We start from the raw sequence: 15,534 nt of genomic DNA, 5'->3' as shown, positions 1-15,534 counted from the left end.
AGAATTATTTTTTAAAATAAAATATATGTTTTGAGCGTGGCATTAAATTAATATCGTGTTCTAAATTTACGATGATAATTGAGTTGTCGTATTTTTATGGCATATTACCATAGCGCAGCCATTTTTGGTGTGTGCCTATTTCCAATGGTTTATTATCTTGTTTTTTTTCTTTATTTTTTCGGTTGTAAATATTGTGCTGGAGTTATTCACCAATACGCATTATGTGTTGCAGATAGAACAATTGCTTTTTATTTTACTCTATTAATAATAGCACGATGATACCAGCGACTTACTGAGGTTTTTTTATTCTTTGATTTTTTAAATACAAAGAGTCAGCGATATTTTCTTACTATTTCCCATTCAGCTAATCGAGTGAAAATAATGTATAAAAATGATTTTTTCTACCAAGATCTCTTCCCTCTGTCTGAGGACCACACAGAATATTACTTGTTAACGGATAAGTATGTTTCCACTATTGAGGTTGATGGCAACGAAGTATTAAAAGTTGAACCTGAAGCGCTGACATTAGTCTCCCAGCAAGCGTTCCATGATGCCTCATTCTTCCTGCGCCCAGCACATCAGCAGCAAGTTGCCGCCATTTTGCATGATCCGCAAGCGAGCGAAAATGACAAATATGTCGCATTGCAATTATTGAGAAACTCGGAGATTTCAGCCAAAGGTATTTTGCCGAACTGCCAGGATACGGGCACATCCACCATTGTGGCGAAAAAAGGCCAACGGGTTTGGACTGATACTGATGATGCCGAAGCATTATCACGCGGCATCTATAACACCTTCCGCCAAGATAATCTGCGCTATTCACAAAATGCGGCGTTAGATATGTATAACGAAGTGAATACCGGCACCAATCTTCCTGGGCAAATTGATATTTTTGCTACCTCGGGTATGCAATATTCGTTCTTATTTGTGAATAAGGGCGGCGGTTCCGCCAATAAAGCAGCGCTTTATCAGGAAACAAAAGCGGTGTTGGAACCGGCAAAACTCAAAGCCTTTTTAATTGAGAAAATGAAGAGCCTGGGAACGGCTGCTTGTCCTCCTTATCATATTGCTTTTGTTATAGGAGGTACCTCCGCTGAATTAACCTTGAAGACCGCCAAACTCGCCTCGACAAAATATTACGATAACTTACCTGGCGCGGGTAATGCGTTCGGTCAGGCTTTCCGTGATAAGGCGCTGGAAGAGGATCTGTTACAAGCTTCACGTGAATTTGGCTTGGGTGCTCAGTTTGGTGGCAAATATTTTGCACATGATATTCGGGTTATTCGCTTGCCGCGTCATGGTGGCTCTTGCCCGATAGGGATGGCAATTTCATGTTCTTCTGATCGGAACATTAAAGCCAAAATTAATAAAGAGGGCATATGGCTGGAGAAATTAGAACGCCACCCTGAGCGATATATTCCTGAAGATTTGCGGATTAATAACGAAGGGGCGGTAGTTAACATTGATCTTAACCGCCCGATGGATGAAATTCGTCAACAGCTTTCACTCTACCCGGTATCCACCCGCGTATCACTCAATGGCCCGTTAATTGTCGCCCGCGATATTGTGCATGCCAAGCTGCAACAGCGTTTGGAACAGAACCAGCCATTACCTCAATACATGAAAGATCATCCCGTCTATTATGCTGGACCTGCAAAAAAACCGGATGAATTGGTATCCGGCTCGATGGGGCCAACCACCGGAGGGCGCATGGATCCTTATGTCGATCTGTTTCAATCCCAGGGGGGCAGCTTAATCATGTTGGCAAAAGGCAATCGTAGCCAGCAAGTCACCGAATCATGCCATAAACACGGTGGCTTCTATTTGGGCAGTATCGGCGGTTCTGCGGCCATTCTGGCACAGGAGTATATCGAAAGTCTGGAATGTCTTGAGTATCCCGAGTTGGGAATGGAAGCGGTGTGGAAGATGGAAGTCAGGAATTTTCCGGCGTTCATACTCGTTGATGACAAAGGCAATTCATTCTTTGATCAAATTCAAATCAAGGCCTGTGCCGGTTGTCAGAAATAACGTTGTGCTGAGGAAACCACCATGTACGAAGAACGCTATCAGCAGCGGCAGCAACATCTTAAGCAACAGGTTGAGGAGCGGGTTGCTGCCGCGACAAAAAACGGCGGGATCATTATTGTATTTACCGGTAATGGCAAAGGGAAAAGCACCGCCGCATTTGGAACCGCAGCCAGAGCCGTTGGCCATGATATGCGGGTAGGTGTGCTTCAATTTATCAAGGGGGACTGGGAGTGTGGTGAACGTAACCTGCTGGAGCGTAACGGGGTCGAGTTTCATATCATGGCAACCGGTTTTACCTGGGATACCCAAGATAAAGCGGCGGATATCCAAGCGGCTAGGCTAGTGTGGCAGCAGGGCGTGCGGATGTTATCTGACCCTGGTTACCATCTTGTGGTTTTGGATGAGCTCACTTATATGCTCACTTACGGTTATTTGAGCTTGGATGAGGTGTTGGCGGCGTTAAAAAATCGGCCTGTACATCAAAGTGTGGTCATCACCGGGCGAGCCTGCCACCGGGAAATTATCGCACTGGCAGATACCGTTAGTGAGTTACGACCAGTGAAGCATGCATTTGATCATGGAATTAAGGCGCAGAAAGGTATCGATTGGTGATGGAAATCCGATTATGATCACTGCCACGCTTATTTATTCATCAATCTGTTGTTTTATGAAGCGGGATACAAATAATTTGTTGATAACGCTTGATTGTTTGTTCTGAGTTATACTATATTGCGCGCCAAGGAAACGTACTAACGTTCCAAAAAAATTCGCCGGCATAGCTCAGTTGGTAGAGCAACTGACTTGTAATCAGTAGGTCCCGAGTTCGACTCTTGGTGCCGGCACCAATTAAAAACCCGTTATCTGAATAAGATAGCGGGTTTTTGCCTTTGTACTGCTGCCACTGCTGATTTTCTGCTGTCCCCCTCCTGGGTTATTTCTTTTTGTGATCCCATTCTCTTTTTGTCTGTTCTCTGCTTGTTATCTATATTCAATTATTGTTGGCTGATCACACCACGGGCGTTGAACGCCGAGCAGCAACCCAATGACTAAAAGCTATCAAGGGAGTTGGCGGTATGGAGAATCGGCTAAACGTGCTATATCAGGCAGGGGTTATTGATAAGGACATCTGCGATGGCATGAAAAAGGTTGTCGCACAGTTGGAAACGGTATGGGCACTGCCGGTGCGCACGGAGCAGGGGGAAATGGCGCTCACGCATATGGCAAATGCATTAATGCGTAGTCGCCGTGGTGAGGAAGTTGGGCCGCTTGATGATGAATTGTTGGCTGAAATCAGAGCCTCTAACGCGTTTCCACAAATTTTACAGATCCATTTGGCGCTGCTGTCACGGTTTAATTTGGCCCTGCACCCGAATGAAGAGGGGTATTTATTAGCTAATCTGTTCAGCTTGTGGATGGCGCATAAAGGTTAATGCCAGTGAGTTTTGCCTTCATGTTAAATATTCAAAAAAATGATTATTAGGCTTTTAATCTGATGGAGTCTAGCGGCAAGCTATGTCTCCCGGCTTTGCACCTAAGTCATTCGGTGCAGGTAAGTCAGTTTCCGTACTCAGATTGTCGTCACGCGTAGCGATGTGGCACTGGTTTTCGCTATTGTGTCTGGTCACCCAGTACTCGAAGCGCTGTATGACAGACTCGGCAATGTTATTCAGGGGGCAAGGTGAGTAAATTCGTGGTGGTAGTCATAGACAGCTTTGGTGTAGGAAGCATGGCCGATGTGCCTCAGGTCAGGCCGCAGGACCTCGGTGCGAATACCTGTGGGCATATTCTGGAGCGTTTTCCGCAATTGAGTCTACCGACACTTGAACAATTGGGGCTCATCAACGCTCTGGGGTTCGCGCCGAACGTGATGAAACCTTCGCTAACGGCGGTATACGGCAGGGCAGCGCTGCAACACGAAGGCGGTGACACCTTTATGGGGCATCAGGAAATACTGGGTACCCGCCCGCAGTCACCGCTGCGCATGCCGTTTTCCGAGGTGATCGATAAGGTCGAGCAAAAACTGGTCGCGGCGGGTTGGCGTGTCGAACGTCAGGGAAGCCGCTTGCAGTATCTGTTGGTGAATCAGGCAGCGGCGGTCGGCGATAACCTGGAAGCGGATCTCGGACAGGTGTTTAACATCAGCGCTAACCTGAGTGCGATTTCGTTTGCTGATGTCCGTGCCATTGGTGAGATAGTGCGTAGCTGTGTGAAGGTGGGTCGGGTGATTGCTTTTGGTGGCTTGCTAGCGAGCAGTGAGCAGCTACTCGCTGCCGCAGAGGAGAAACAGGGTCGTTATATCGGGATTAATGCACCACGCTCCGGGGTTTATCAACAAGGATTTCAGGTCGTACATCTGGGCTATGGCGTAGATGCCAGCGTTCAAGTTCCACAGCAGCTCTATGATATTGGTATTCCAACGGTGCTGGTGGGCAAAGTGGCCGATATCGCACTTAATCCGCACGGTACCAACTATCAAAATCTGGTCGATACCCAGACCATCATGGATATCACCTTGGCGGAATTGCAAAAACCAGGAGATGGATTTATCTGCACTAACATTCAGGAAACCGATCTGGCGGGTCACGCACAGGATGTGGCGCGCTACGCCGAAAGGTTGCAGGTAGTGGATCAGAATCTGGCGATCTTGATGGGGCGAATGCAGCAGGATGATTGCCTGGTGGTGATGGCAGATCACGGTAATGACCCGACAATTGGGCATAGTAATCACACTCGCGAGAATGTGCCCTTACTGGTGTGGCGACCAGGAATTGCCGGAGGGGAGATTGGTTACCGCACAACGCTGTCTGATGTAGGGGCCACTGTTTGTGATTTCTTTAACGCGGCCCCGCCACAGAACGGCACGTCCTTTATGGCGCAACTGTGCGCCTTATCTTCCTCACGGCCCGAGAGTTAGCATCATTGAGCGGCAGCATATTGATGCGACGGGCTACATCTATGCGCAGGTATGTTTGCCCATCGCCGATCCGGTGCTACCTACCAGCACCGCGGGTTGTGCTGTGTTGGGGCGGTTTGCGGCAAACTGACATCGAATGCCCGCATATGTCACCTAACAATCTGATACCGAAGGAATACTCACCGAGCTGTGATTCGGTCGATATATCGAAAAATGCTGGGAACTAAAACGGGCCTATGTTCACCGCAATTGAGCTGATGCTAACTATTCTTCGCCAATTGAGCGACTAATCGATTAACGCCATCACTCATATTAGTAAATTTAGTCAGTTGGGTACGGGTCACCACGACGAAAACCCCAATGTTCTTTTCTGGAATCATCGCCATATAGGTAATAAACCCACCGCCACCACCGGTTTTTTGCATAATTCCTGGTAGTTCGGCATTAGGCGCCATGTAGACCCAGCCTAACCCCAGTGCGTCTGCCTGACCGGCAACATCCATACCTTTTAATGACACCAAATCACGACGTTGGAAATAGAGCGCCTGTTCACGTTTGGCTGAGCTTTTGCGCGCGCTGTTATCAGAAGCTAAGAATTGCTGCATCCAACGCTGCATATCTTCCGGTGTTGAGTAAATCCCACCACTTCCCGCCGCCGCCAGGGTGTTTTCACAACGACTACTGCCTACTCCGACCATCAGACGGTTACATTGTTCTGCCGTTGGGGTCAGGGTGGTGTTTTTCATCCCCAACGGAGCGGTGATTTTATCACGCAGCAAACTGCTATAAGGCTTGCCTGATGCCCGTGACAGCGCATCGGCCAGCAAGTCGTAGGCCAAATTGGAGTAGGCGGCTTTAACCCCAGGCGGCACGGTGACCGTGGCCTGCTTCATCCATTGCCAGCGGTTATCTTTAGTCGGCCAGGTAAACACCGGTCTTTTTTGTGGGCCACCGGGTTGCTCGCGCGGCAGGCCACTGGTGTGGCTGGCCAGATTCAGCAAGGTAATCGGCTGTTTTGCGTTATAAGCAGGGACTCGCGCGCCCTTAGGTGCGTATTTTCGCAGGGGATCGGTCAATTTTACCGTGCCGTCATCGGCCAGTTTTACCATCACTTCACTGGTCATTAGCTTGGTAATTGATGCAATGCGAATCAGTGAGTCTGGCCGTGGACGCAGGTTGTTACCGGGTTTGGTTTCCCCAAAACTACGGTTTACCACTTGATTGTTATCAATAACCACCAGAGCCATTCCCATGGCACCACTGTTATAGAAAATATGTTCGGCATATTGATCAACAACTTGTGAGGTCAAAAGCTCTGTCTTGGCATCGCTGTGCAATGGAATAGTGAATAGAGCAGCGGCCAGTAGCGGGGCAGTGAAATGTTTCAACAATCTTTTATCCATGTTCAAAAACAAAGTAAGTGGTCGTGTGCTTATAGTAATCGGATATTGGCATAAAACATGCTGAAATTTTCAGACAGACGAATAATTTACATTACCGGGAAGTACTTGCCGGGTGTTACGCCAAAAACGCGCTGAAATTGATCAATAAAAGCGCTGAGGTTTTCGTAGCCGACATCCAACGCGACATGGGTCACGGGTATTTTCTCTGCCAGCATTTCTAGCGCGCGCATGAAACGTGCGCGTTGCCGCCAGTGGCTAAAACTATAGCCCGTCTCTGCGATGAAACGACGGCCTAGTGTTCGGGGTGACATTCCTGCCCAGTGTGCCCATTGATCCATTCTCTGTTTGTTAGCCAGGTCGCTCAGTAACCCATGTGCGACTTTTATCAGCCGTGGATCTTGTGGCATTGGTAATTCAAATGGTTCGGCAGGTAATGATGCAATTTCGTCTAGCATCACCGCCATAATCCGCTGCTGGTTCTCAAGTAATTCCCCTCGGGGCCATTGCGCTGCGCGATTTACGGTTTCTCGTAATAAGCCACTTAATTGCATCGTTCGCGGCTGTAGCGGTAAAGATGCACAGACATCTTCGCGCAAATATACACTCCAGCCGTGAAAAGGGCCGTGCGAGCGGAAACCGTGCTGTTGATGAGGGGGAAGCCAGACCACATGTGTTACCGGTACCACCCATTGACCCTCGGGTATGACGATAGTTAGCAAGCCATTTATTGCTGCTAATAATTGGCCCGCACTGTGGCGATGCGGCGGCGTCATTCGCGCCAGCTTGTCGTGACGCTGTACCACGGTCAATACTGGCATCGTTGTCAGCATCAGTTGTGAAGGATCAATTAAATGAGCTTGCATGGCGTAAAAACCGTATTGAATGACTCAGGTACGTTATCAAGGCCACAAGGATATTGCTAGTCTGGCATTCTCAGCATTGGCGCTGGATAACCGGAGTCACCATGATGAATTCGCAACAGGCAAAACAATTTCTTCAACAGGTATTTACTGCTTTGGCTGACTCGAGCTATAGCACTCAAGATGTTGCTGCATTTTTTTCGACCGATTATCAACAGCAAGCTGATGGTAATCAATTAGATTATGAGGCGTTTATTCGCCATGTGCAGGTGTTGAAAAGCACACTTGCGAGTGGAACCATCACGCTGGAAAAAGTGATTGCGGATGGTGATCAGATTGCCAGTGTGCACTTGGTTGATGTGGTCAAAAAGAGCGGGCAAAGGGTCTTGATGAAAGTTATCGCTTTTTACCGCATCGAACATGGGCTGATTCAATGTGTTGAAGAACTGACACATCTGATCCACGGCGAAACCCAGGATCGTGATTTAGGCTCGCGAGTTGCTCACTAGCGGGATATCGTCAAACGAATGAAATTCTGCAGTTAATTTAGTAGAATCATAAGGTTATTCCACATAATAAAAAACGCACCGGTGTTGGCCGATGCGTTTTGTGGTTAAAACCGAAAATCAATTAGCTTTCAGTCACAGGCTTTGGAGCCACATTGGATGATTCTTTCATGCCAAGGTGGTTGTTGCCCCAGCACTGTTCATATTTCCAGCCGGTCAGTTCTTCAGCAACCGCTCTGGCATGGGCCGGAATATCTGCCATGGCACCGCCACCTTTAATCCGCTCAATCTCTTCTAGCAGGATTTTGTGATTATTACGGTCCAGTTTCATTTGGGTGGTGTAGTAGATAGCCACCAGTGCCAGAGCGATAACGCCGATGGCAAATACCCCTACAATGGCTTGCACGGCAACTTCCGGTTGGCTCGATTGCCCAGAGACAAAACCAAAGCGACTTAATGTCCAGCCCATGGCGAAAACAATAATCGAACGTACCATTTTACCTGCAAAGGTCATGGCTCCGGCGTAGATCCCTTCACGGCGACGGCCGGTCAATACTTCGTCCACATCCGCCAGGAAGGTATAAACCGTCCACGGAATATAATAAATACCCCCGGTGCTTAAACCGAAAACTGCGGTAATACAGAACAGTACAATCACCGTTGTTGTTTGCGACCAGCCAGTGAAATAGAGCGCGGCATAGGCAATCACACTGACAATAACCACTTGCAGAGCGATGCGGAACGGGCGAGCAAAGCCCATTTTGACGCAGATACCGATAAAGACGGCGGTGGAAATCAACTGCATTATTGAACTGAAACTATTGAGCTGAGAAACCAGTGCGGCATCTTGACCTAAACCAAAAATAATAAAGTAGGTAAATGCCGATGCGAATAACCACTCCGCGCCAAAGCCGAACAGATACATACCCAGATGCTTGCGGAAAATGCGCAGATGGAAAGTAGACGCCATATCAACACACAGCTTTTTCAGCGCCTGGCCGAAACTGCTAGTGGTTTCACGGACCACTTCGCTCGCAGGGCGTTCCCATGATGAGCTATAAAGCCAGATCATCGCGCAGCACATAATCAGACCGTAGGCGATACCGGTATAAAGGAAGGGGGTTGCAGAATCTTTACCGTAAATGGCAATAAACTGACCGGGAATGAAAGCGGCCAAAAAGTTTGCTACTTTACCGAAAATGGCTTTAGAACCAGTTAATTTGGAGCGTTTGGCAAAATCGGTGGTCATCTCGGTCGCCAATGTTTCATATGGCACCATGATGGAGGTATAAATCAGTTCAAACAGCGCGTAGGTCAGTAGGTAATACCAAAAGCCAAAACCGCTCATCCATAACATTGGATAGACAAGTACCAGCGGGATCCCCAGTAAGATAAAGAAGCGACGACGACCAAAGATGCGGCCCAGTCTGGTGTTATAGAAGTTATCGGTGATATAACCCATTACTGGATTACTAATCGCATCAAGAATACTGGCGATTGAGAAAATAGTCGCAGCCTCTACGACTGATAGCCCGCAAAAGGTGGTGTAGAAATACATCAGCCAGGCTCCGCTGATTGCCAGTGCCCCACTTCCCAGTAAGTTGGCACTCCCGTACGCCAGCGTATGCCTTGTTGAAATCTGTTTACTCATTTTTACTGCCACCTCAAATTAAAACAATGTTTCATTAATAATGGATAATCGTTTTCTTTATAAAGGTATGGCGTTTATAAAAATGAGTGTTCGATCACGAAAAAGGGTTTTTCGGCCAGAAAAGGCGCCTATTACAGTAAAAATTGATATGAATCAAATTAGTAGCCAGGGTGGTATTCAGCAAAAAACAGAATATCCATGATAATGCGAATAATTGATAATGCCATTTTGTGACAATAATGACCGTGACACGTGTGGCAAGATTTTAACCAGCAAAATGAAAGACTATTACTAGAATTAGCGCTATTGCTTACAGTGTGAAAATATCACTTTTGTGAAAGGGCGAATTATTACGGGCATAGCCCATGAATAAATGTTGGTTGCAATCGCGGCTGACAGTGAAGGACGTAGAATGGCAAAGAAAAACCCCTATTATGATGCCAGTAAGCCACACCACACTGAGTTTGGATTTCAGAACCTGGAGCCGGTTGTTCATCATCCACAAGATTTGAAGCGCTGGCGTGAAGAGCGAAAACGCCAGTCGCTACCAAAACCGCCGCAGCAAGGATATGCGCAGTTTGTCACTGACTGGTGGCAAGCGGCTGATTTTAGCGGGCAGCAGGATGCGTTGTGGTGGCTAGGCCATGCGTCGCTGTTATTGCGGGTCAGTGGGAAAACGGTTTTGTTTGATCCGGTACTCTCCGGGCGTGCCTCGCCGCTCAATTTTTACGGGCCAGCACGGAGAACACCGGTACCTGCCAGTGTAAAAGAGTTACCCCATATAGATGTGGTAGTGATTTCTCACAACCATTACGACCATTTGGATGTGACAACGATTAGCCAATTATTGCGCCGCTTCCCCAAGCTGATTTTTCTGGCACCGTTAGGGTTAAAAAGTTGGTTACTACAGCAGGGTGCTCGCCATGTTCATGAACTGGATTGGTGGGATAAACACCTTGCAGCTGAATTTGAGTTTCATTGTGTACCGGCACGGCATTGGAGCATGCGTACACCCTGGGATCGTAACCAAAGTTTGTGGTCTGGTTGGGTGGTCAAGCGTGATGATATTAACTTTTACTTTACCGGTGATACAGGTTATTGCCAGCAACTGTTAACCATTGGCGAAAGGTTAGGGCCATTCAATTATGCCGCCTTGCCCATTGGTGCTTATGCTCCGCGGTGGTTTATGCAGGCCCAACATATGGATCCACAGCAGTCGGTGCAGTTATTTAAACAATTACAGCAGCCGATGACAGTACCGATTCATTGGGGGGTGTTTGAACTGGCTGACGAACCACTGGATGAACCACCACAACAACTCAAGCAGGCATTAACTGAAGCGGGTATGAAACACGAAAATTTTGCACCGATTAAAATTGGTGCACGAATATTGCTGGGGTAGGGGGTTTCAGTGGGTGATTTTCAACCCACTGAAACCAATCGGTATTTTATCTATGTATACCGATGCTGAACTAGATCCTAAATTGATTCACTGCACTGGTTAAATCAGCAGCCTGAGCTTGTAACGCCGCAGATGCTGCGGTGGATTCCTGCACCAATGCGGCATTTTGTTGCACCATGGTATCCAATTGCGCGACCGCACTATTTATTTCGTGAATGCCGCGCATTTGTTCATCGGCTGCGTTGGTTATTTCAGACATAATGGTGGTGACATCCGACACGCTGCTGACGATTTCGGTCATGGTATTACTGGCTTGACGTACCTGGCCGGAGCCAGATGCCACACTGCTGACGGTCGATTCGATCAGCGTTTTAATCTCTTTCGCAGCCTGTGCACTGCGCTGTGCCAATGTACGAACTTCCCCTGCGACCACAGCAAAACCGCGTCCTTGCTCACCCGCGCGTGCCGCTTCTACCGCCGCGTTAAGTGCCAGAATATTGGTTTGGAAAGCGATACCGTCGATCACACTGGTGATATCGCCGATCTTGCCAGATGCCGCTTCAATCGATTCCATTGTGGTGATGACTTTAGCTATCACCTCGCCACCACGTGAAGCATCGTTAGCCGCCGAAAGTACCGCAGTATTGGCCTGCCGCGCTGCGCTGGCGGAGTGGGCCACGGTTGCCGAGATTTGTTCCAACGCCGCCGAGGTTTGCTGCAAACTGGCGGCGGCAGACTCTGTGCGGCCCGACAGATCCTGATTGCCTGCCGCTATCTCATTGGCTGCAATCCGTACTGATTCGCTGGTATCACGGATTTGCGCCATGACTACACTCAGTTTGTCGGCAAAATTGTTGAACGAAAGGGCTATTTTTGCCACTTCATCACGGCCTTCTACCGGCAATCGCTGAGTTAAGTCTTCTGAGCCGGAGCTGATAGCATCCATGGCTTTATGCACATGGGTCAGCGGTGCCAGAGCACGTTTGGTAATGAGGCTAATAATGACAACAGCGATTAAAATAATAATCACCAGTGTCACCAGTGATGTGGTCAGTAACGACCGCATGCCGGTGGTAGCTTGAGCTTTGTCCAGGGCGACAACAGTAAACCATTGAGTCCCTGGTACTGCTTGGGCCAACAGCAATTTACTGTTATCGCCAATATTGGCAGCGACAGGCTCAGTTGCTGTTAACAGTGTTTTAAGGTCCAGCGTCGGCGCAATATCGCTCAGTGGCTTAAGGGCTAGTTTCGCATCTTGATGAGCGATAATGGTGCCATCGGCATCGATTAACATACCAAAACTGTCTTCAGTCGGGTGTATGGATTTCACGTTTGCAATCACGCTGTCCATGGTGACATCAGCGGCCAATACCCCTTTAACGCTGCCGTCCTGAATAATCGGCAATGCGAACGTTACCACTAACTGATTGGTTCCAGCATCAACATAGGGTGGGGTGACCACGGGTTTGCCCGCTTTTACCGCTTGTAGATACCATGGCCGCCCAGTGGGGTCGTAGCCGGCTGGAATACCATCGGGATTAGAAAAAATCGCGGTTTTGTTCGCGTAACCGATATACACGTTGATGAAGTTACCTGCGGCTGCAACTTGTCGCAGTGCCGCTGTCGGGTCTGCCGTCAGTGCGCTGTCTTTTAGTGACACAATCATTTGTGTTTTGGAGGCAACCCAATCGGCGATCCCGACACCATGACTGGCGGTAACGGCGGTCAGGGTATTATCTATGGCGCTATTGTTATATTTACTGGCAACCGAGTAGTTAAAATAGGTGTTAATGGCCAGAGAGCCTGCCACGATGATGATACAGGCAGCCAAGATACGTGAACGAATGGAATCAAGCATAGAGCGTCCTAAATAAGAGGGAAGGCATGATTCAAGTAACGGCTTGGCAGAGATAAACTTGAGCTGTGTCACAGTAACAAACTGTAATTAATACGCCATTGTTAATACTTCTTTATGTAACGGTGACAAAGTAGGTGGATTTTATTGACATCTATATTCAATAAAAACATAAGCTTGATTATTCCTTTCTGCTTCATTTGAAGGTAAAAATTCAAATAAAGTTGAAAAAAATAGTGACATCAAAAGGGTAAAATTAGCATCAATGCAGCTAAAACAGTGGTTTTCAGGTTGCATTGATGCTGAGGGATGGCAGTAATAAGAGGGGGGTTAGATTAAAATTTATACTGCAAACCTATAGTGATAGTTTGATTTTGTTGAGCAATGCCGGCGCTATTAGCTACATTTGCAGAAACACCTGCACCAGTGTCGATGATTTGTGTATCTCCTTTTCCTTCGGCATGCCTGTTCCAGGACGCTTCAACAAATAATTTAGTGTTATCGGTGACGTAGTAGCCCGCATCAATCACGACTGCGTAATAGCGAGAGCCTTTGCTGCTGTCTTTAAATGAAAGTTGACGTAAATAGTGTTCATCATCACCATAGGCATTTACCCAACTGCTGTATTTCAGCAAGGTATTAAACTCAAATTTTTGATAATGATAGCTCCCGGCTAAGCCAAGATAGGGCATTTCAAACTTTTGCTTATAACCAATGTTGGTAACACTATCGGAACCTGTAAATAGGTTATTACCACTATTGTAATTATAGTTTCCACCATAAGATGTCCAGCTATTATTATTGCGCTGATAACCGGCCATCATACCAATACGGTAATTTTCTTGCTTTAAAAGCCAAAATTTTGCATTAAGATCGATTTCATTCGCATAATTTAAATTGGTTTTTTCGTGATGAGACCAATCAGTCCACTTAGATTGCCCTAATGTTTTCCAATCATAATCATCCATGACCCCCTTAGCGGGTGATAATGTGGACCATCCGCGCGCGGTTAATGTTAACCGTGATAACAGATCCCATGATATATCCATTTTTACAATAGGCGTGTTTTCCGCTTTCCAATCTATCTGGCTTAGCTTGCGACCATTATATTGGGGCTGATAAACAAACTCTTGTGATTCTGCATTCAATAATCCCAATGAGGAGCTAATCGTTAGACCATCGTTTATATCTGAGTGATAGCTGGCTACTGCTGTATGGCAGGTGATAATCAGCGGTAATACAGCAACACCTCTCTTTACCCATCTATTCTTTTCCATCATTAACCTTTAATCCCTTTAAAAATCGAAGGCAAAAGTTAACATTGACGGGAGATTAATTTTTTAAAATAAAGATTAAAAGAAAATTAAAAGTATTAAACTATTAATTAATAATAGAGCAACATAATGCATTAATATGAGCCGGGCCTGATTACCCGGCTAAATGGTTTTCAAAACTCATTAACCAGCCATTCGTCGGCTTCATCAAACATTTCTTCAACCAACCGGTTCAGTACTGATTTTTCTTGTTTATTAGCATCAGTATTGATGCCATTGGCTTGCATTGGTTTAACCTTAACTTCAGCATCAGGAAACACCCGATGCACCCGCTTGGTTAACTCTGCCTTAATCATTTCAGCGGCGTTGGGTAGGCCGGCGACATTCCGTTTGTCATAAATCAATTCAACACGCATGGCTTTTTCCTGAATGAGTAAATACTGTATTAATATACAGCACTGGCGAGTGGCAGACAACGCTGTTTTACACGGATTGAAGCGAGAAAACGACTATTACTGATTTTTTAACGTCAATAAAATAACCGCAGGTGATTAAGGTTGGGAATCACTGGCGGTTATTTTATGTGTGGTGCTTATCTGATTGTTTATACAAGTGATTTATTTTTTCCAACTACAACTGAGCATCGGTGTTTATCGAGATGGGGGCTAGTTTATTTCCAGCCAGCGGGCATCAACCACCACACCCAGTATCTTACAGTTGCCATTGAGTTCGATTAATCGATAGGAGGGGTTCAATGGTTTCAAATACTTAACACCAGCATCAACAATGAGTTTCTTAAATGTTGCTTCGTTATCATCAGTCAGTTTGGCAATAACAAAATTACCGGGTAGCGGCTCTTTTTCCGGGTCAACCAGAATAATCATTCCTTCAGGAAAACTGATCCCCGAAGGCGATGTCATGGAGTCTCCTTTAACGCTGAGCCAAAAAGCGTTGTCATGGGCATTTTTGGTCGATTCAGGCCAGATTTCAATATCACGCAGCGTATAAGGCTCTATTGCCTCATACCAGTTACCTGCACTTATCCAACTGATTAACGGATAGCTGTTAGCAACTGATCCGGCCGGTTTATCATTTAGCCCATTACGCGCCGAGATCGATAAACTTTCGGCCATTTTGGCCAATTCTTTCGCCAGAGAAGGGCTAAAGCTACTGATTGGTTCATTGAGTATTTTGGCAAAAGCGGCGGCGTTGGTCACATTGAGCGGATTTATGCCGTTAAGGAATTGGTTTACGGCACTTTGCCCAACCCCTAATTCGTGCGCGACAGACTCTTGGGATATACCCAGCTCTTTTTTCTTGGCATTAAACAGCTCTTTCAGCCGCTTAGCGTCGTCTAACTGTTCTGGCGTCAATGGCTTCTTTTTCATCAGTCAATTTTATTACCGTTAGCAATAATATCCAATCATCTGCGGTGTTGACTATAAAATCACTTGCGGTAATAATCAATCAAAATATATAAGGGAAACGTATGAAATCGTACTGGCATGCATCACTGCTATCCAGATATGTAGCATGGGTTGTTCCTGTTTATCACAAGAAGACGGCGGCCAGACTTACGGTGGTTTCCGTTGTTGAGCAATCGATAGGCTGAGGTGTCACCACGGTGCCCTGCCTTTTGTG

At 46.7% G+C, this 15,534-nt stretch carries 13 protein-coding genes and 1 tRNA gene; 7 read left to right on the top strand and 7 right to left on the bottom strand.

The window, feature by feature from the left end; translation table 11 throughout:
- Positions 1-381: 381 nt before the first annotated feature.
- The 5 genes from Q2T71_RS13635 to Q2T71_RS13615 all read left to right on the top strand — a co-directional run bounded on the left by Q2T71_RS13635 (position 382) and on the right by Q2T71_RS13615 (position 4,942).
- Complete coding sequence (locus Q2T71_RS13635) at positions 382-2,028, top strand: fumarate hydratase (protein ID WP_372559431.1); 1,647 nt, start codon at positions 382-384, stop codon at positions 2,026-2,028.
- Between the two features lie 21 nt (positions 2,029-2,049).
- Entirely contained in the window at positions 2,050-2,640 is a 591-nt protein-coding gene (cobO, locus tag Q2T71_RS13630) for a cob(I)yrinic acid a,c-diamide adenosyltransferase (RefSeq protein ID WP_372559430.1), read from the top strand.
- A 157-nt stretch (positions 2,641-2,797) separates the two neighbouring features.
- Positions 2,798-2,873, top strand: a tRNA-Thr gene (locus Q2T71_RS13625).
- A 228-nt stretch (positions 2,874-3,101) separates the two neighbouring features.
- Positions 3,102-3,458 (top strand): PRD domain-containing protein, encoded by a 357-nt coding sequence (locus Q2T71_RS13620; protein WP_372559429.1) that lies wholly within the window; start codon positions 3,102-3,104, stop codon positions 3,456-3,458.
- Between the two features lie 248 nt (positions 3,459-3,706).
- Positions 3,707-4,942 carry a phosphopentomutase gene (locus Q2T71_RS13615; RefSeq protein ID WP_372559428.1) on the top strand — a complete coding sequence of 412 codons (1,236 nt, stop codon included), beginning with the start codon at positions 3,707-3,709 and terminating at the stop codon, positions 4,940-4,942.
- 260 nt (positions 4,943-5,202) lie between these two features.
- Here Q2T71_RS13615 and ampH read toward each other — a convergent pair whose 3' ends face one another.
- Together ampH and Q2T71_RS13605 are read right to left on the bottom strand one after the other, a co-directional pair.
- A complete protein-coding gene (ampH, locus tag Q2T71_RS13610) occupies positions 5,203-6,345 on the bottom strand; it encodes a D-alanyl-D-alanine-carboxypeptidase/endopeptidase AmpH (protein ID WP_372559427.1) in 1,143 nt (380 codons plus the stop codon).
- Between the two features lie 86 nt (positions 6,346-6,431).
- A complete protein-coding gene (locus Q2T71_RS13605; protein WP_372559426.1) occupies positions 6,432-7,208 on the bottom strand; it encodes a helix-turn-helix transcriptional regulator in 777 nt (258 codons plus the stop codon).
- Between the two features lie 101 nt (positions 7,209-7,309).
- Here Q2T71_RS13605 and Q2T71_RS13600 point away from each other — a divergent pair, with 101 nt between their 5' ends.
- Positions 7,310-7,714: a nuclear transport factor 2 family protein gene (locus tag Q2T71_RS13600; RefSeq protein WP_372559425.1), complete on the top strand. Its 405-nt coding sequence runs from the start codon at positions 7,310-7,312 to the stop codon at positions 7,712-7,714.
- 121 nt (positions 7,715-7,835) lie between these two features.
- On the opposite strand, the gene Q2T71_RS13595 is transcribed toward Q2T71_RS13600, so the two are convergent.
- A complete protein-coding gene (locus Q2T71_RS13595; RefSeq protein WP_083158321.1) occupies positions 7,836-9,362 on the bottom strand; it encodes an MFS transporter in 1,527 nt (508 codons plus the stop codon).
- A gap of 373 nt (positions 9,363-9,735) precedes the next feature.
- On the opposite strand from Q2T71_RS13595, the gene Q2T71_RS13590 reads away from it, so the two are divergent.
- On the top strand, positions 9,736-10,764 hold the full coding sequence (locus tag Q2T71_RS13590) for an MBL fold metallo-hydrolase (RefSeq protein WP_372559424.1): 1,029 nt from the start codon (positions 9,736-9,738) through the stop codon (positions 10,762-10,764).
- 70 nt (positions 10,765-10,834) lie between these two features.
- On the opposite strand, the gene Q2T71_RS13585 is transcribed toward Q2T71_RS13590, so the two are convergent.
- The 4 genes from Q2T71_RS13585 to Q2T71_RS13570 all read right to left on the bottom strand — a co-directional run bounded on the left by Q2T71_RS13585 (position 10,835) and on the right by Q2T71_RS13570 (position 15,281).
- Positions 10,835-12,622: a methyl-accepting chemotaxis protein gene (locus Q2T71_RS13585; protein WP_372559423.1), complete on the bottom strand. Its 1,788-nt coding sequence runs from the start codon at positions 12,620-12,622 to the stop codon at positions 10,835-10,837.
- Positions 12,623-12,954: 332 nt separating this feature from the next.
- Complete coding sequence (locus Q2T71_RS13580; RefSeq protein WP_372559422.1) at positions 12,955-13,899, bottom strand: omptin family outer membrane protease; 945 nt, start codon at positions 13,897-13,899, stop codon at positions 12,955-12,957.
- Positions 13,900-14,066: 167 nt separating this feature from the next.
- The gene (locus Q2T71_RS13575; RefSeq protein ID WP_005190119.1) at positions 14,067-14,309 is read right to left on the bottom strand and encodes a DinI family protein; all 243 of its coding nucleotides are present in this window, start codon (positions 14,307-14,309) and stop codon (positions 14,067-14,069) included.
- A 249-nt stretch (positions 14,310-14,558) separates the two neighbouring features.
- Positions 14,559-15,281, bottom strand: coding sequence for a LexA family protein (locus Q2T71_RS13570; RefSeq protein WP_372559421.1), 723 nt, complete (start codon positions 15,279-15,281; stop codon positions 14,559-14,561).
- Positions 15,282-15,534 lie beyond the last annotated feature (253 nt).

Origin of the sequence: Yersinia sp. 1652 StPb PI, assembly GCF_041538345.1 — a bacterium.
Lineage (GTDB): Bacteria > Pseudomonadota > Gammaproteobacteria > Enterobacterales > Enterobacteriaceae > Yersinia > Yersinia enterocolitica_E.
The sequence above is the reverse complement of the archived record's forward strand: the minus strand, read 5'-3'. Positions and strand labels throughout refer to the sequence as shown.